Below are 17,499 nucleotides of genomic sequence, written 5' to 3' on the forward strand. Positions count from 1 at the left end.
CCGCCGCAGGATGCCGGACAACAGGGAGCGGGTGCTTCAGATCGACGGGCTGATCTTCGACAAAGACGGCACGCTGTTCGATTTCGCCGCTACCTGGGAGGCTTGGGCGGTGGCCTTCCTGACCCGGATCACCGAAGGCGACCGTTCCCGCGCTGTGGCGCTGGGGAAGATGGTCGGGTTCAATTTGGAAGATCAACGCTTTGCGCCGGACAGCATCGTCATTGCCGGCACCCCGGGCGAGGTCGCGGACGTGCTGCTGCCGGCCCTGCCCGGGCTGAATCGCGCGGCGCTGATTTCCGTGCTGAATGCCGAGGCGGCGAAGGCGCCGCAGGCCGAGGCGGTGCCGCTGGTGCCTTTTCTGGCGCAGCTGCGCGGCGCCGGGCTGCGGCTGGGCGTGGCCACCAACGACGCCGAAGGTCCGGCACTGGCGCATCTGAACACGGCGGGCGTGGCGGCGCATTTCGACTTTATCGCCGGCTTCGACAGCGGGTGGGGTGGCAAGCCCGCGCCGGGCCAACTCAACGCCTTTCTCGAGGCCACCGGTCTTGTCCCCGAGCGGGTGGCGATGGTGGGCGACAGTACCCACGATCTCGAGGCCGGACGGCGCGCGGGGATGCACACGATCGGGGTGCTGACCGGCATGGCCGAGGCGGCGGAGCTGGAGGCGCTGGCCGACGTGATCTTGCCTGATATCGGCCATATCACGTCGCTGCTGGGGCTCGACTGACCCAACGCCCTGCGGTGCCAACCAGCCCGTGCCGGAAACGGCGGCCGTTACCACGCCCCGGCCGGCTTCCTGTCTGCCTTGTGCCTGGCGCCGCGGCGGGCATTTCGTGAACGGAAATCAAACTGCCGCAGCGTGCGAGCCGGCTGATGCACCGTTGCAAACCTCGGTGGTTCGGACGGTGAATTGATATGCATCGATTTGGTTCGCGCGTCATGTGTCATACTATATTGGCGATGCCGGAAAAACGATGTTGTGCGGCGTCCGCCTTGAAACGAGGGGAGGGACTCATGTTCCAACAAGCCGGTTTCCTTCTGGGTGTGTTCGTTTTCTCACTTCTTTTCGGAACTGGTGCTCTGGTCGCAGAGCCCAGATGGCTGGAATACGAAAACGTTGACACCTGCGAATGCGAAAACAACCCGCTCTGCTTGATGGCGGTCAAGAAAGGCAACAACTGTCGCCTGTTGTGGGCTGCCAACCGTCCCGAGGCCGACAAGTTGCGGCCGACGATGAACACGATCCGGCGCGAAGCTGCTTGCGAGGCGAAGGGGCAGTCCGGGTTCGAGATCAACGGTCAATGCCTCGACGTCAGCCGTGACGAGGTGATGAAGCACGAACGGATGATCCAGCTTCAGAGAGAGAAAGCGCGTGCGGATTGCATCGCCCGGGGCGCGGAGGGGTATCAGGACACTGTGACCTGGCTTGGTTTGCTGACCTATGAATGTGTTTTCGGCAGTGGGGGTGACGATAACGGCATGATCACCTGCGATCCGGGGCAATGCTATGACCCGTCGGCGATGTTCGGCATGCAGTGCCGGGAGGCGCCGGGTTGCCCCGGCGGCACGGCAGTGTGCGGGTCGCCCGGGTGCTGACCGGAAGGGGTCAATTGTCATGGGGATCACTCCCGACATCTTGCACCGGGGGGCAAAATTCGACGCATGATGGGACGCGAGGATAGAGCAATGTGGGTGAGACTGGCGGTGATGGTTTTAGCCTTGGCGGTCTTCAATGGCGGACCGACGCGCGCGGATGATCTTCCCGCAACCATTGCGGATCCGTCGTTCCTGCCGGACTGGATGCCAGAGTTTCCGGAAGAAGGCGAAGCCAAGACCGGAGTGTCCAGTTCCGGCTGCGACGCAATCGTCGGGCGCTGGCAATGGGCGAACGGCAACGTGTTCACCTTTACCACCGACCAGCGCTGGCAACGGCCGGATGCGCCATATCAGGGCAACTGGGCTTGTCAGGTCAACAGCAGTGGCCAGAACGAGGTCCGGATCACGCCGGACCAGGGCAGTTGGTGGACGGTCGTGCAGATCGCCCCGGACGGAATGCGCATGTCGGGCATTGGCGACAACGGCTATCCGGCGGATGCGGTGCGTCTGCCCGAGACCGATCCGGAGCTGCAACGGCTTGTCGGCACGATTGTCGAGGGCGCGTTTCCGCTCGACGGGTGGCAGGACATGGGCGGCGGCCTGCTGGAAGAGCCGGTCTGGTTCAGCCACTATCGCAGACCCGACCGGGCGCAGCTTGTGCTGGTGCAGTGGATGTTGCCGCGGCGATCTGGAACCCAGCAGGCCACGTTCCAGATCACCGATGTTCTGGTGACACCGGCCTTGCCGAAGGACAGCGAGCTTGCCTTTTACTGCCGCGAGGCACAGCCGAACGTGACCCGCAAGATCATCGCCGTGGTCCGGCCCGACATGAAGCAGGAATGGTGGCGGGATGTCCGGCAGGCCTGGGCCGTTGATCTCGGCTCGGGACGCATCCAGACGTTCGCCCCGCAGGGGATCGAGTGCGTCAACGAGGGCTGGGGTAACTGACGCAGGAGGGGCGCAGACCGGCCCGGCATCGACCGCCCGGATGAGTCAGTCGGCGGCCATGTCCTGCTGCGCGCTGTCGGCCATGACCAGCATTTCAAGCCGCGCGATGCGGGCGTTCTGATCGGCGATACGTTTCTCTTGCTCGGCGATGTAGATATGGGCGTGCTCGAGCTCGTTCAGCATCCGGCCCAGTTTGTCGGTGACGTTGAGCGGTTCGCCTTCGGGCGTCGGGCCGACATTCGGCAGGTGGCCGAGGGCGAACATCGCGGCGGCATGCTCCGCGATGCTGGGCAGGTCGTAGTCGTCGGAGAACACCCGGTCGCAGCCGCCGCCGCAGGCGGTGCCGCCGGTGATGAGGCTTCCGGCGAGCGTGGCATCGCCGTTCGGGCGGATTTCAAAGAGCTTGGTCTTTGCCGAGGAAGCGGAGCCGACGGCGCCCTGTTTGAGGATGAAATTGGTGCCGGCGCCGAAGCTCCATTCGCCGCCGGTACCGGTGTTGCCCATGATAATCTCGGGGCGTCCGTTGTTTTGCAGGTTCATCATCGTCCGAGGCGTCGTGGTAGCGCTCGTCTCTTCAACCCTGATTTGTGCTGCGCCCTGATCGCCGGTGACATGCAGTTGTGCCTGAGGGCTGTAGGTGCCCATGCCGATCTCTCCGTTGCCGGCAATTGTGAGCGCGCCTTCGTTGCCGGTGCCGGGATAGATGTAGAACGGGCTGACGCCATTGGTCTGGTCGGCGATGCGGATCTGGACCTCGTTTGCGATCAGGTCCCAAGTGTGAGGCGTGTTGCCACCAGAGCCATCCTGTTCGAAGCGGACGCGGGGTGTGTCACCGCGGGTGATGGTGAGCGCGGCGGTGTTGGACCCGGTGCTGCCAAACCCGATATTGCCGTTTGCCCTGACGTTGATCGAGCGTGTCGGGGCGCCTCCGTCCATGATAAACGGGAACGTACCGGCTTCATGATCGTAGATCAGGAAAAACTCGAACGTGTCGTCATTGACCTGGAATGAATAATCACGGTCGGTGTCGCCGCCGCCCGGGTTTGTTACGTTCGAATTATCCGCAATCATGACGCGCGGGTTTTCGGCTGACACGATCATGTCAAAACCGAAGAAATCCATTCCGTCAGTGCAAGTCGTGCCGACGCAGAGATCGCCCTGTACGATCAGATCGTCGGCAATCACCTGATCGGCCCTTGCCGCCGGAATAGCGAGCATTGTGGCCATGATGGCGGCGAGCGGCGGGATGCGGAAAAAGCGGTTCATTTGTGCCATGACGGTACCCCCAGTATTCAAATGGCTTAGCAGTAAAGACGGCGCTCGCCCCGCGTAGAGCGGGGAGGTGCGCCGTCCCCCAATGTGCTCAGCGTAGTCACGCAGGTCGTTTCAGGCAACAGGCGCAACCATGGGGTGAAACCCGCTGCGGCTTCAATCTCCGCGTTGCAGGAGCAGCCATTGCAGGCGGTCGATGAGCGCGTCCTGTTTGGTGATCAGCTTCGTCTGGGCGCGGAGGCGATCGTTCTGCCGTCCTGCCGGGCGATGTAGATTTGCGGATGCTTGAGCTCGTTCAGCACCTGAGCCAGCTTGTCGGAGACATCGATTGGCGGGCCCTTTGCCGTGGACGCAACATTAGACAGTGGTCGAGGGCGAACATCTGAGCGGTAGGGTTCTGGACCGAGGGCAGATCGTGGTCGCGGGAGAAACAGCGTCGCACTGGGATGTGGCGGGGCGGGAACGGGACGGACTTGCCCGTTTCCGACAGTCGCTGTCGCCATTGGGCAGGCGCGGCGCCTTGCAGCCAAGAATGATCGGGGGCAGGCGATCAGGGAGGATATCCGATGGCGGACGGGGCAACACGGCGGCGCGGCGGCGGCCGGGCGGGCAAGAGTGCGCGGCGCGGGTCGGCGGTGATCGAACAGATGCCGTGGCGGCTGCCGGTCAACCACGACAAGCCGACCGAGCCGCTGAGCGAAGAGGGCGTCGCAGCCATTCACGAAGGCGCGATGCGTATTCTCGAGGAGATCGGGATCGAGATCCTCAATGCCGAGGCGCTGGAGATCTTCCGTGGGGTGGGTGCCATCATCGACGGCACAAACGTGCGGCTGGGGCGCGACTTCATCATGGAGATGGTCGCCAAGGCACCGGCAAGCTGGCGGATGACGCCGCGCAACACCGAGCGCGAGCTGGTGATCGGTGAGAACCATATCCTGTTCGGCAATGTCAGTTCGCCACCGAATTTCTGGTCGCTGGAGACCGGGCGCAAGATGCCGGGAACCCGGGTGCAGTGCGCCGAGCTGATCAAGCTGTCACAGTATTTCAACTGCATCCATTTCTGCGGCGGTTACCCGGTCGAACCGCAGGATATCCATGCCAGCATCCGGCATCTCGACGTGCTCTATGACAAGCTGACACTGACCGACAAGGTGGTGCATACCTACAGCCTCGGCAAGGAACGGGTCGAGGATGCCATGGAGATGGTGCGCATCGCCGGAGGCCATAGCCGCGAGGAGTTCGAGGCCTCACCGAAGTTCTATACCAACATCAATTCGACCTCGCCCTTGAAGCATGACGAGCCGATGCTGGATGGCTGGATGCGGATGGCACGGGCGAACCAGGGGCTGGTGGTGACGCCGTTCACGCTGGCCGGCGCGATGGCGCCGGTGACGCTGGCCGGCGCGGTAGCGCAGAGCCTGGCCGAAGGGTTGATCGCGATTGCGCTGGCGCAGGTGATCCGGCCCGGGGCCGCCTGTGCGATCGGGACCTTCACCTCGAACGTGGATATGAAGAGCGGCGCGCCGGCCTTCGGTACGCCGGAATACATGCGCGCCACCCAGATGACCGGGCAGATGGCGCGGTTCTACCGTCTGCCGATGCGGGCTTCGGGGGTCTGTGCCGCCAACGTGCCCGATGGGCAGGCGATGTGGGAGACCTCGAACAGCCTTTGGTCGGCGGTGCAGTCGGGCACCAACATGGTCTATCATGCCGCCGGCTGGCTGGAGGGCGGGCTGATCGCATCCCCGGAAAAATTCGTGATGGATTGCGAAGTGCTGCAGATGATCCAGCGCTATCTGGAGCCCGAGCTGTGGGCAACGGGGCCCGACGAGATCGCGCTCGACGCCATAGCCGAGGTCGGCGCGCAGGGGCATTTCTTCGGGCTGCAGCACACCCAGGACCGATATACCACCGCCTTCTACCAGCCCTTCGTCAGCGACTGGCGCAATTTCGAGGCCTGGGACCAGGCCGGCGGGGTCTGGACGGCGGAGCGGGCGCACGGGCTCTACAAGCGGATCATCGAAAGCTTCGAGCCGCCGCCGATGGACGAAGGTATCCGCGAGGAACTGGCGGCTTTCGTTGCCCGCCGCAAGGAAGAGGGTGGGGCGCCCACGGATTTCTGACCTGGCGGCGTCGGGTGCCCTGATTCGGAGAGCGGACCGGTTCCTCGGAGTGCGGGCGCACGCAGGTTGGTTTGCGCTCAGGCCACGTAGGCCTTTGGGGGGTCTGCCCGCAAACCCCTGGGATATTTCTGGCAAGAAGAACACGCGAAAAGTCCGGCGCGGCCTGCGGCCGTTGCCCGCTGCGAGGGCCATGGTCAAGATAGGCGTTCTGTCATAAAACTGTCATTAAAGGCAGGACCGGCAGGACCAAAAGATGGGAGAGACAAGCGGAGTTCTGACGGCACTGGGCGGGGTCGGCCTGTTCCTTCTCGGTATGGTGCTGATGACTGAGGGGCTGCAAGGCCTGGCCGGGCAATCGCTGCGGCGGATCCTGCGACGGTTCACCAGCACGCCGCTGCGGGGGGTTGGGGCCGGCACGCTGGTCACGGCGATCCTGCAAAGCTCGTCAGCGACGACGGTGACGGTAATCGGCTTCGTTAGCGCCGGGCTTTTGAGTTTCAGCCAGGGTCTGGGCATCGTTTTCGGCGCCAATATCGGCACCACCTTCACCGGCTGGCTGGTGGCGCTGCTGGGGTTCAAGCTGGAGCTTGAGATCGCGGCGCTGCCGATCGTGTTCATCGGTGGGCTGATGCGGCTGTTCGGCGGTCGGAAGATGGATCTTCTGGGGCAGGCGATATCTGGATTTGCCCTGCTGTTTCTCGGCATTGCGCTGATGCAGGAGGGCATGGCGGGCTTAAGCGGCGTGCTGACGCCGGCGGAATTGCCGGGCGACACCTTCTGGGGCCGGGCGAAACTGGTGGCGATCGGCGCGGCGATCACGGCGGTGACGCAGTCGTCAAGTGCCGGGGTGGCGGCGGCGCTGGTGGCGCTCGATGCCGGCGCCATCGGCTTTGGCCAGGCGGCGGTGATGGTGATCGGGATGAACATCGGCACCACGGTCACGGCGCTGCTGGCTACGCTGGGCGGGTCGGTGGCGGCGCGGCAGACCGGCATAGCGCATCTGCTTTTCAACATCTTGACCGGCGTGCTGGCGTTTGTCCTGTTGACCTTCGCGGCCGGTTATGCCGAAACGCGGATCGCCGGCGGCGGCGTCGAGGCGGCGCGGTACGGGCTGGTGATCTTCCACACCGTCTTCAACATCGCCGGCGTTGTGATCATTCTTCTTCTGCTTGACCCGTTCATTGCTCTGGTGCGCCGGTTGGTGCCGGAGACGCGCGAGCCGCTGGTAGCGCGGCTCGACAAGGCGCTGCTGGCGCAGCCGGGGGCGGCGGTCGATGCCTCGGGGGCCACCGTCGAGGCCATCACCCGGCACATGTACGGGCTTCTGGCGGCGCGGCTGTCGCCCGGCGGATCGGCGGGCGGCGATGGCAGCCAGCTGCGTCAGGGGATCCGGGCGCTGGACGCGACCCGGGCTTACCTGGAGGCGATCAACGCCGCCTCGCTGACCGGGCCTGTACTGGCACGCTATCTGGATATCCTGCACATTCTCGATCATCTAGCGAGGCTTGGTTATCGCATCAGCCAGGAGGAACGTGCGGCCACGACCCAGAGCGAGCGCCGGTTGAAGCGACTGGCGCGGGTGCTGCGGCGCGGGCTGACCCAAAGCCTGCAGGCGCCGGCGCTGGGTGGCCAGGCGGCGTGGTTCGACCATCTGCAGGAAATCATGCGCGGCCATCAGCTGCGATTCCGTGCAGCTATTCTCGAAGGGGCGGGCGTTAAGGGTCTGGCGCCGGGGCGGGCGATGCAGATGATGGATGCGGCACGATGGTTGCACCGTGTCGCCTATCACGCCTGGCGGATCGAGCATCACCTCGAGCGGATCGTGCGGTCGCGCGAGGAGGTGATGGAGAGTGGCGCCCGCAGCGAGGCGCTGGAGGATGTGCGCGCCGACTGAGGCGCGGGCTCCGGCGGCGATGGCGAAGGCACTCCGCCCCTGATCCGTTCGAAGGTGAAGACCGCGACTGCCCTTCGGTCTGAAGAGGGTGCCGGCGGAGGCCGGGCGGCGCAACGCCGCGGCCGCCGGGCGCATCCGGCCCTTGTGAGCGGCCTGTGCCAAGCCTAAGCTTTGCCGGACGTCAGAAGGAATGCCGCGATGACCGGGGACGAGGAAAGAAGGGTTGCACTCGATCGGGCCGCGATGGCGCTTTTGGGCGGTGCGGCGGGGCTGGCGCTTTATGTCTTCGTCGATGTTTTGCCCGACCGGCTCGACGATCTACGGTGGCTGCTTTTCGGTGCCGCGCTGGTGATGGGGGCATTCATCGTGGTCCTGGCGCTGACCGGGCCGGTGCGGCTGATCCGGGCCATTTCAGGGGCGCTGGCGGTGGCGGCGCCGGCGGCGGTGCTGCTGCTCTGGGCCTCGTTCCGCTATCCGAGGATGGAAGGGTTCCTTGATGCCGGCCACGGCGTGCTGGCCTGGGGGGCGATCCTGTTTCTCGGCACGCCGTTCGTGGCCGCGGCGCTGCAGAGTCCGGGCGGCTGGCGTGACTATGAGCGGCTGTTCGACAACGCCTGGACGATCGTGGTGCGCTATGCCGCGGCCTGGCTGTTCGTGGCGCTGTTCTGGGCAGTCGTGATGCTGTCGGACCAACTGCTGCAGCTGGTGGGTCTGGATGTCATCGAGCAGCTTCTCCGCGTCGACCCCGTGCCCTACGCGCTGAGCGGACTGGTGCTGGGATTGGCGCTGGCCGTAATCTACGAACTGCGCGACTATGTTTCGCCGTTTCTCATCCACCGTTTGTTGCGGTTGCTGTTGCCAATGTTCCTGCCGGTGGTGGCCGTGTTCATCCTGGCGCTGCCGGTGCGGGGGCTGGGCGGGCTGTTCGGCAGCTTCTCGGCAGCGGCGACGCTTATGGGGGTGGCGATCGCCGGGATCACGCTGATTTCCACCGCGCTCGACCGCAGCGATGCAGATGCGGCGCAAGCCCCGGTGATGGTGTGGGCGGCGCGGATCTTCTCGCTGGCCCTGCCGATTCTTTCGGGGCTGGCGATCTATGCGGTTTGGCTGCGGGTGGCACAATATGGCTGGACGCCGCCGCGGCTGATGGCAGCTCTGTCAGGAGCCTTCCTGATGGTCTATGGCCTGCTTTATGCCGCCTTGGTGCTGCGCGGTGGTGAGTTTTGGATGGCGCGCATTCGCGAAGCCAACCGGCTGATGGCGATGGCTCTGGTGGCGGTGTCGATGCTTTGGCTGACGCCGGTGCTGAACGCTGAGAAGGTGGCCGCCCGGAGCCAGTTTGAGCGGGCGCTGACGATCATGGACAGCCCACAGACCATGGCGCTTTGGGAACTGGCGCAGGGTTGGGGCCATGCCGGGACCGACGCACTGGTGTCACTGGAAGCAGAAGCCAAGGCAGTTGGGGCCGATACAGTGCTCGCGGCGATTGGGCGGGCGCGGACCGCTGGCTCGCGCTATGCCTATGATCGCCAAATCGATGCGGGCGATCTGGCACCGCATATCGCCGAGCTGGCGCGGCTGATGCCGCTGCGACCGGAAGGCGCCACGCTGCCCGAAAATGCCTTTAGTGGTCTGCCGGCGCCGATCATCGACCTCTGGCTCAAGAGCTGTCGCACCCGGCTGCGCGACGGGCGCGCGGGCTGCGTGTTGGTGCTGGGCGATTTTCGCCCCGGGCTTGGGGTGCCCAACGGTTACGTGCTTCTCAACCGTGGCGGACGGTTTGTCGACATCGCGGGCGTTGCCCTGCGGGACGGACGGTTGGAATCGTTCGGGGCCGCCCGAGCGGTTGCCAGCCTTGCCAGCGCCCAGCGGGTTAGCCCGGGCCTGACAGAGGAGAATCTCGCCGCGGTGCTCGATGGCGCCTACGAGATCGTGCCGACCGGGCTCAAGGCGCTGAAAATTGGCGATCGGGTAATAATTCCGGACAATTGAATTTGTTGAGTCTTTGTTAACAGCCGCCGAGTCATCCTGCCTAAGGAGCAAGGTGACAAAGGTGGAAAAGGGCAGATGCACGGGCTGGTCAACAGGACGATACAGCAGTTCGTGAGCGATACCTATGGCGCGGAGCGCTGGTCCGAGGTGGCGCTGGCCGCCGATCTGACCTTCGCCGAGTTCGAAGCGATGCTGGTATACGAAGAGGCGTTGACACGGCGTGTGCTTGAGGCCGTCTGCACGGTGTTGGACAAGCCGCGCGCCGAAGTGCTGGAGGATATCGGCACCTATCTGGTCAGCCACCCCAATGCTGAAGCCGTGCGGCGGCTGCTGCGCTTCGGCGGCGAGGATTTCGTGGAATTCCTGCATTCGCTGGACGACCTGCCCGACCGGGCACGGCTGGCCGTATCCGACCTCGAGCTGCCGCAGCTGGAACTGCGGGAACACGCCGCCGACCGCTTCAGTCTGACGGTGAATGCCCGGATCGACGGGTTCGGGCAGGTGATGATCGGTATGCTGCGCAGTCTGGCCGACGATTATGGCGCGCTAGCGCTGCTCGAGCATCGCGGCGGCCAGCGCGGGTTCGAAGTGGTGGACATCACCTTGATCGAGGCGGGTTTTGCCCAAGGCCGCAGCTTCGACCTGGGTGCCACGGCCGATCGGGCGGCGGAGGCGACAAGCGCATCTGGTGCCCTGGTTGCTCCAGGACACGGAAATTGAGCGATGACCGATCCCGACGCGATGGTTCCGATCCTCGACGTTCTTTGCCCGATGCATCTGGTCATTGATGCCTCGGGCCATATCCGGCATGCCGGGCCCACCCTTCAAAAGCTGCGCCCCGAGTCGCCACTGGCCGGCCAGCGGTTTCTGGAGCTGTTCGAGTTGCGCCGACCACGCAATGTGCGCAGCATGGCCGACCTTCTGGCCTCGAGCCGGGTGAAGCTGCACATGCGGTTCCGAGATGGAATCCAGACTGCGCTCAAGGGCGTGTTGATGCCATTGTCGACCGAGTGCCGGGAGGCGCCGGCTGGCGCGGTGGTTAACCTGTCCTTCGGCATCTCGATCCTCGACGCGGTGCGCGATTATGACCTGTTAGCCGGCGATTTCCCGGCCACCGACCTGACCATCGAAATGCTCTATCTGGTCGAGGCGAAATCGGCGGCGATGGCGGCCTCGCGCAAGCTGAACCGACAGTTGCAGAGCGCCAAGGTCGCCGCCGAGGAACAGGCGTTTACCGACACGCTGACAGGGTTGAAGAATCGCCGTGCGATGGACCATGTGCTCGACCGGCTGATCGCAGGCGGGCGGCCTTTCGCGCTGATGCATGTCGACCTCGATTTCTTCAAGGCAGTGAACGACACGCTGGGCCACGCGGCAGGCGATCATGTTCTGCAACAGGTGGCGCAGATCATGGTCGAGCAGACCCGCAGCGGTGATACCATCGCGCGGGTCGGCGGCGACGAGTTCGTGCTGCTGTTCGATGGGCTGGTGGATGCGCGGCGGCTCGAGTCCGTGGCCACGCGGATTATCGGCGAGTTGGAACGGCCGATCCCCTTCGGTGACCAACTGGCGCAGATTTCGGCCAGTGCCGGCACGGTGCTGTCGCTCGACTATCCTCGGCCCGAGGCGGCGCAGATGCTGGCTGATGCCGATCTCGCGCTCTATGCCTCGAAGCACAAGGGACGGGCGCAACACAGCTTCTTTTCACCGGAGATGCGGGATCCGGCTCCGGCTGAAAACCCAAGCCTGGGCCAGGCGGCGGACATGGGAGGAGAAGGTGCGGCGGCGGGCTGAGCCCGCCAGCGCAGGCGATCAGAAGTCGACCTCGATCGCGCTGCCGGCGGCGCGGGCCAGGTCCACAACACTGGCGGCGACGGCGAGATCCTGCAGACCCACCCCGGTTCCGTCGAACAGCGTGAGCTGGTCATCGTCGGTCCGCCCGGGATGATCGCCATTGATCACCTTGCCGATCTCGGTGATGTCGCTTTCGCCGATCAGCCCTGCTGCCACGGCATGCTGTGCTTCGCCGAGGGTGACAGACTGCGCCAACTCGTCGGTGAAAACCGTGGCGCGGGCGAGGAGCGCCGGCTCGACCTCCTGCTTGCCGACCGTATCCGTGCCCATACAGGCGAGATGGGTACCGGGGGCAACGTGTGCGTCCATCAGCGAGGCGGCGGGCGAGGACGTGATCGTGATAATCACGGCCGCCTCGACCATCCGGTCAAGCGCGACCGCTTCGAAGGGCAGCCCGATCTCGGCTGCCACTTCGCCCAGCTTTGGCAGCATCTCGGGATGGTAGTTCCAGGCGATCACCTTCTCGAAGCCGCGCACCATCGCCGCCGCGCGGAGTTGGAAGGCGGATTGATGTCCGGCGCCGACGATGCCCAGCACCTTGGCGTCCTTGCGCGCCAGCCGGTCGATCGAAATCGCCGCCGCCGCGGCGGTGCGCAGCGCGGTCAACAGGTTGCCGCCCACCACCGCAGTGGGTTTGCCGCTGTCGGGATCGAACAGATAGACCGTGGATTGGTGGTTTGGGATGCCGCGCCCGGCGTTGCCGGGGAAATAACCGCCGGCCTTGACGCCCAGCACGGCGCCCACCCGGTCAAGGCCGGACTTGAACCCGTATTGCCGGCCCTCGCCCAGCGCTTCGCGCACCACTGGGAAGTTGTAGGCATCCCCCCGCGCCATGGCGCCGAAAACCTTTTCGACGGCTTCGAAAGCTGCTTGCGGGGTCATCAGCCCGGCGATCTCCTTTTCTGGCACGATGATCATATGCTGCACGCTCCTTGGGTTCTGTGGTCGGTGGTGGATAAAGATCGGAGTGGGCGCGCAGGGGGCAGACCCCCCGCGCGCGATCTCAAAAGGCCTTGCCGCGGGCCGAGACCGGCCAGAGGGTTTCGACCTTGCCGTTGCGTACACCGACATACCAGTCGTGGACGTTGGCGGTGGGGTCGCAATGGCCGGGCACGAGGCGCAGCTTGTCGCCCACTTTCAGAACGCCGTCCGGATCTTCGACCACGCCGTGCTCGTCCGAGCACTTGATGTATTTGACATCAGTGCGGCCATAGACGACCGGCAACCCGCTGTCGACCGACTGCGCCTTGAGACCGGCATCGACGATCGCCTTGTCCGCCTTGGCGTGGCTCATCACCGAGGTCAGGATGAAGAAGGCGTTTTCCCATTCGCCCTGGTCGATGCGTTTGCCGTCCTTGTCCAGAATCCGCCCGTAGTCCGCATCCATGAAGGCGTAGGAACCGCATTGCAGCTCGTTGTAAACGCCCGAGTTCGACTCGAAGTAGTAAGAGCCGGTGCCGCCGCCGGAGACCAGCTCGCAGTCGATACCTTCAGCCTTGAGCCCGTCAACAGCGTCTTTCACCTGAGCGATGGCGGTGTCGAGCTTGGCCTCGCGATCTTCGTAGGAGTCGAGGTGTTGCATGGCGCCCTGATAGGCCTGGATGCCGGTGAATTTCAGGTTCGGCGCAGCTTGAGCTGCCTTGGCGATCGCCACCACGTCCTCGGTCGTGGTCACGCCACAGCGGCCGGCGCCGCAGTCGATCTCGACCAGAATCTCGATCTCGGTGCCATGTTTCTGCGCGGCCTGCGAAAGCTCTTCGACGTTGGCGATGTCGTCGACACAGACGATAGTGCGGGCGCCGAGTTTCGGGAGTTGCGCCAGACGGTCGAGTTTCAGCGGATCGCGCACCTGGTTGGACACGAGGATATCCTTGATGCCGCCGCGGGCGAAGACCTCGGCCTCGCTGACTTTCTGGCAGCAGACGCCGACCGCGCCGCCCAGTTTCTCTTGCAGCTTCGCCACGTCGACCGATTTGTGCATCTTACCATGGACGCGGTGGCGCATGCCGTGAGCGCGGGCATAGTCGCCCATCTTCTTGATGTTGCGCTCGAGCGCATCGAGATCGAGCACCAGTGCGGGCGTCTGGATGTCGGCTTCGTCCATCCCGGGCAGGGCGGGGATGTCGTAGCCGACTTCGTAATCTTGCAGGTCTTTCATAGGGTAACTCCTTAACTGGGCATCCAGGGAAGGCGGTCGAGATCGACATTGCCGCCGGTGATGATGACGCCGACGCGCTTGCCGGCGAAGGTGTCGGGGTTCTTCAGGATGGTGGCGAGCGGGACGGCGCTCGAGGGCTCCATCACCACGCGCAGATGTTTCCAGGTCAGTTTCATCGCGTCGACGATCTCTTGGTCGGACACGGTGAGAATGTCGGTGACATGGTTCTTGACGAAATGCCAGGTCAGGTCCTTGAGCGGTACCAGCAGGCCATCGGCGATGGTCTTGGGGGCGTCGTCGGCGATGATATGCCCGGCCTTGAAGCTGCGATAGGCGTCGTCGGCCTGTTCAGGCTCGGCAGCGTAGATTTCCGTCTCGGGCGCCAGGGTCGACAGCGTCAGGCAGGTGCCCGAGACCATGCCGCCGCCTCCGATCGGCGCGACCACGGCATCGAGCCCGTCGGTCTGCTCCATGAACTCCTTGGAGCAGGTGCCCTGACCAGCAATCACGCGCGGATCATTGTAGGGGTGCACGAAGTCGCCGCCGGTTTCCGCCTGCACCTTGGCAAAGGTTTCTTCGCGGGACGACGTCGAGGGCTCACATTCCGTGATCTTTCCGCCGTAACGGCGCACCGTATCCTTTTTGGCCTGCGGCGCGGTGCGCGGCATGACGACGTTGCACGGGATGCCGCGCAGCATAGCCGCATAGCTGAGACACGAGGCGTGGTTGCCGGACGAGTGCGTGGCCACACCCTTCTTCGCCTGCTCGTCGTCCAGCCCGAACACCGCGTTGGTGGCACCGCGCACCTTGAACGCGCCCGGTTCCTGGAAGTTTTCGCATTTGAAGAATAGCTGTGCCCCGGTCAGTTCGTTCAGGTAGTCCGAGGTGCGGATCTGGGTGCGGCGGATATGCGGTTTGATCCGCTCATGCGCGGCCAGCATGTCATCGTATGTTGGGATATACATGAGGTTCATCCGTTCTTGCAAAAATAGGTTTGGGCGGCAGCCGTACCCGCGCCGGGTGTCACGCCGATACCCATATCGGCCATAGCCATTTCTGCAGTGGCGATGCCGGCCAGTGCCTGCACCTCGGTCAGCACGCCGAGATGGCCGATGCGGAAGACCTTGCCGGCCACGTCTCCCAGGCCCGCGCCGAATGAGGTATCATAGCGGGTCTCGGCATGGGCGACGAGGGCGTTACCGTCGATACCGTTGGGCACCACGATGGCGGTGACGGTGTCCGAATAGAGGTCGGGCGAGGCCGCGCAGATCGGCAGATGCCAGGCGCGGACGGCCGCGCGCACGCCTTCCGCGATATAAGCATGGCGGGCGAAGACGTTTTCCAGGCCCTCGGCCTCGAGCATGTCGATGGCGGTTTTGAGGCCGTTCAGCAGCCCGACCGAAGGTGTGTATGGGTAGCCTGCCGAGGGGTTCATTGCCAGCATGTCGCGGAAGTCGAAATAGAAGCGCGGCAGCTTCGCGGTTTCCATTGCAGAGATGGCTTTCTGGCTGATGCCGACGATGGCGAGACCGGCGGGCAGCATGAAGCCTTTCTGGCTGCCGGTGACGGCAACGTCGACGCCCCATTCGTCCATGCGGAAATCCATGGAGGCGATCGAACTTACGCCGTCGACCAGCAAGAGCGCCGGGTGGCCAGCCGCATCCATAGCCGCGCGCAGCGCAGCGATGTCGGAGCGGACGCCGGTAGCGGTCTCGTTGTGGGTGGCGAGCACGGCCTTGATCTCGTGGGTGGTGTCGGCCGCGAGGATCGTGGCGAAGTCGTCGACCGGCAGGCCCTGGCCCCAAGGTGCGGTAACAACCTGGAGGTCGAGGCCATGGCGGTTACACATGTCGATCCACTTGCGCGAGAACATGCCGAAATCGGAAGCCAGCACCTTGTCGCCGGGGCTCAGGCAGTTGGAAATGGCCGCTTCCCAGCCGCCGGTGCCAGAACCGGGAAAGATCACGGCCTCGCCAGTCTCGGTCTTAAGGATACGCTTCACGCCCGCGAGGGCGGGCGGCAGGATTTCCTTGAAGGCTGTCGAGCGGTGATCGAGCGTAGGCATGTCGCAGGCCTTGCGGATGCGCTCGGGGATGTTGGTGGGGCCAGGGATGAAAACGGGGTTGGTCATGTCTGCCTCGGGTTGTTTGCAACGCTTGTATCCCGCGGGCCCAGAGGTCACAATTTTTTCGGAAAAGTTTTTCATTTTTGTGCAAAAAACGAAAAAACGTGTCTTTACAAAGCAGTAGAGTTTTTCATATGTGAGGGGAGATTTTCGCCTGTTGAAAAAAGAGGTGTAGCATGGACAAGAAATCCACCGAATCCGCCCCAAGGAAACGTGCCCGGGGGCGGCCTCGGGCGTTTCGTGCGGATGAGGAGGCGAAGACGATTCAGTCGCTGGATCGGGCATTGGGGATCCTTAAGGCGCTGGCCGAGGACGACGGCGCGACTCTAACGGAACTGTCCGAGCGGGCGGAGCAGGCGGCGACGACGACCTATCGGGCATTGTCGACGTTTCAGCGTCACGGGATCGTCGAGTTCGAGGAAGACGGTCAGATCTGGAAGATCGGGCCGCAAGCGTTTCGCATCGGTAGCGTGTTCCTGAACCGGACGAATATCCTGGCGGCAACGCGGCCGATCATGCGGCGGCTGATGCGTGAGACCGGCGAGACGGCCAACCTGGGCGTCGAGCGGGGCGAGAAAGTGATGTTCATCAGCCAGGTCGAGACGCCACAGACGATCCGGGCGTTTTTCCCGCCGGGGACGCTGAGCAACATGCATGGCTCGGGCATCGGCAAGGCGCTTCTGGCACATTTCGCAGCCGACCGGGCCGAGACCATTCTGAAACGTCAGGGCATGGACCGGATGACAGAGCACACCATCACCGATCTGGGCGCGATGCGGGCCGAGTTCGAGCGCATCCGGCAGCAGGGCTACAGTGTCGATGACGAAGAGGCGGTCGAAGGCATGCGTTGCGTCGCGGCACCGGTGATGAACGCCTGGGGCGAACCTGTGGCCGGGCTGTCGGTGTCGGGGCCGGCCTTTCGCCTGACGCGCGAGCGGCTGGGCACGGTCGGGCGGATCGTGCGCGACATGGCGGGCGAAGCGACCCGGGCCATGGGCGGATAATCCCGGCTGCCGGGAGCTTGTGCATGGTGTCTGCGCGACGTAAGACGGATCGGCGCGCGCTGGAGGAGAGCTACGATGGCGACGGCGACGATCCGTGATCTATTGGGAAACCGGCCAGTTTTAAGCTTGGCGCCGACAGCATCACTGCGCGCGGCGGCAAAACTGATGGCCGAACATCAGGTCGGGGCGCTGGCGGTGATTGACGGTGCGCGGTTGGCCGGTATCCTGTCGGAGCCCGACATCGTATTCCGAGCCTTAGCACGGGACCATGATGCAGACGCCACGCAGGTGGCCGAGGTGATGACGGCGGATCCGGTGACGGTGGACCTCGGCGACGCGATTTCCGACGTGCTGGTCGCCAAGCTGGGCGATGCTTTCCGCCACCTGCCGGTGATGGAGGCGGGTCCGGTCGTGGGCCTACTGTCCTATCGCGATGTCCCGGCGCAATATGTCATGATGTTCGAGCATTTCCGCGAGATGAGCACGTCGCGCGCCGACGACGGGGCCTGATCCTCTACGCATCGGGGCGGGGA

The 17,499-nt window shown here is 64.4% G+C and carries 15 protein-coding genes; 10 read left to right on the plus strand and 5 right to left on the minus strand.

Annotated features, from left to right (window positions below):
- Positions 1-10 precede the first annotated feature (10 nt).
- The 3 genes from NO357_RS20200 to NO357_RS20210 all read left to right on the plus strand — a co-directional run bounded on the left by NO357_RS20200 (position 11) and on the right by NO357_RS20210 (position 2,544).
- Positions 11-727, plus strand: a complete 717-nt coding sequence (locus NO357_RS20200; protein WP_306737564.1) for an HAD family hydrolase — start codon at positions 11-13, stop codon at positions 725-727.
- A gap of 287 nt (positions 728-1,014) precedes the next feature.
- Positions 1,015-1,596 (plus strand): hypothetical protein, encoded by a 582-nt coding sequence (locus NO357_RS20205; RefSeq protein WP_306737565.1) that lies wholly within the window; start codon positions 1,015-1,017, stop codon positions 1,594-1,596.
- A gap of 90 nt (positions 1,597-1,686) precedes the next feature.
- On the plus strand, positions 1,687-2,544 hold the full coding sequence (locus NO357_RS20210; RefSeq protein WP_306737566.1) for a hypothetical protein: 858 nt from the start codon (positions 1,687-1,689) through the stop codon (positions 2,542-2,544).
- 45 nt (positions 2,545-2,589) lie between these two features.
- Here NO357_RS20210 and NO357_RS20215 read toward each other — a convergent pair whose 3' ends face one another.
- The gene (locus NO357_RS20215; RefSeq protein WP_306737567.1) at positions 2,590-3,819 is read right to left on the minus strand and encodes a hypothetical protein; all 1,230 of its coding nucleotides are present in this window, start codon (positions 3,817-3,819) and stop codon (positions 2,590-2,592) included.
- Positions 3,820-4,382: 563 nt separating this feature from the next.
- Between NO357_RS20215 and NO357_RS20220 the strand changes: the two genes are divergently transcribed.
- The 5 genes from NO357_RS20220 to NO357_RS20240 all read left to right on the plus strand — a co-directional run bounded on the left by NO357_RS20220 (position 4,383) and on the right by NO357_RS20240 (position 11,619).
- The gene (locus NO357_RS20220; RefSeq protein ID WP_306737568.1) at positions 4,383-5,939 is read left to right on the plus strand and encodes a trimethylamine methyltransferase family protein; all 1,557 of its coding nucleotides are present in this window, start codon (positions 4,383-4,385) and stop codon (positions 5,937-5,939) included.
- A gap of 253 nt (positions 5,940-6,192) precedes the next feature.
- Entirely contained in the window at positions 6,193-7,833 is a 1,641-nt protein-coding gene (locus NO357_RS20225) for a Na/Pi cotransporter family protein (protein ID WP_306737569.1), read from the plus strand.
- A gap of 198 nt (positions 7,834-8,031) precedes the next feature.
- The gene (locus tag NO357_RS20230; protein ID WP_306737570.1) at positions 8,032-9,825 is read left to right on the plus strand and encodes a DUF4153 domain-containing protein; all 1,794 of its coding nucleotides are present in this window, start codon (positions 8,032-8,034) and stop codon (positions 9,823-9,825) included.
- A 75-nt stretch (positions 9,826-9,900) separates the two neighbouring features.
- A complete protein-coding gene (locus NO357_RS20235) occupies positions 9,901-10,545 on the plus strand; it encodes a heme NO-binding domain-containing protein (protein ID WP_306737571.1) in 645 nt (214 codons plus the stop codon).
- A 3-nt stretch (positions 10,546-10,548) separates the two neighbouring features.
- On the plus strand, positions 10,549-11,619 hold the full coding sequence (locus NO357_RS20240) for a diguanylate cyclase domain-containing protein (protein WP_306737572.1): 1,071 nt from the start codon (positions 10,549-10,551) through the stop codon (positions 11,617-11,619).
- An 18-nt stretch (positions 11,620-11,637) separates the two neighbouring features.
- On the opposite strand, the gene bhcD is transcribed toward NO357_RS20240, so the two are convergent.
- The 4 genes from bhcD to bhcA all read right to left on the minus strand — a co-directional run bounded on the left by bhcD (position 11,638) and on the right by bhcA (position 15,968).
- Positions 11,638-12,597, minus strand: coding sequence for an iminosuccinate reductase BhcD (bhcD, locus tag NO357_RS20245; protein ID WP_306737573.1), 960 nt, complete (start codon positions 12,595-12,597; stop codon positions 11,638-11,640).
- Positions 12,598-12,682: 85 nt separating this feature from the next.
- A complete protein-coding gene (gene bhcC / locus NO357_RS20250) occupies positions 12,683-13,837 on the minus strand; it encodes a 3-hydroxy-D-aspartate aldolase BhcC (protein WP_306737574.1) in 1,155 nt (384 codons plus the stop codon).
- Between the two features lie 11 nt (positions 13,838-13,848).
- Entirely contained in the window at positions 13,849-14,802 is a 954-nt protein-coding gene (bhcB, locus tag NO357_RS20255; protein ID WP_306737575.1) for a beta-hydroxyaspartate dehydratase BhcB, read from the minus strand.
- A 5-nt stretch (positions 14,803-14,807) separates the two neighbouring features.
- Complete coding sequence (gene bhcA / locus NO357_RS20260; RefSeq protein WP_306737576.1) at positions 14,808-15,968, minus strand: L-aspartate--glyoxylate aminotransferase BhcA; 1,161 nt, start codon at positions 15,966-15,968, stop codon at positions 14,808-14,810.
- A gap of 170 nt (positions 15,969-16,138) precedes the next feature.
- Between bhcA and bhcR the strand changes: the two genes are divergently transcribed.
- Positions 16,139-16,966 carry an HTH-type transcriptional regulator BhcR gene (gene bhcR / locus NO357_RS20265; RefSeq protein ID WP_306737577.1) on the plus strand — a complete coding sequence of 276 codons (828 nt, stop codon included), beginning with the start codon at positions 16,139-16,141 and terminating at the stop codon, positions 16,964-16,966.
- A 75-nt stretch (positions 16,967-17,041) separates the two neighbouring features.
- Positions 17,042-17,476, plus strand: a complete 435-nt coding sequence (locus NO357_RS20270; RefSeq protein ID WP_306737578.1) for a CBS domain-containing protein — start codon at positions 17,042-17,044, stop codon at positions 17,474-17,476.
- The last annotated feature ends 23 nt before the right edge of the window (positions 17,477-17,499 follow it).

This window comes from Marimonas arenosa, assembly GCF_030848945.1.
Classification (GTDB): Bacteria; Pseudomonadota; Alphaproteobacteria; order Rhodobacterales; family Rhodobacteraceae; genus Marimonas; species Marimonas arenosa.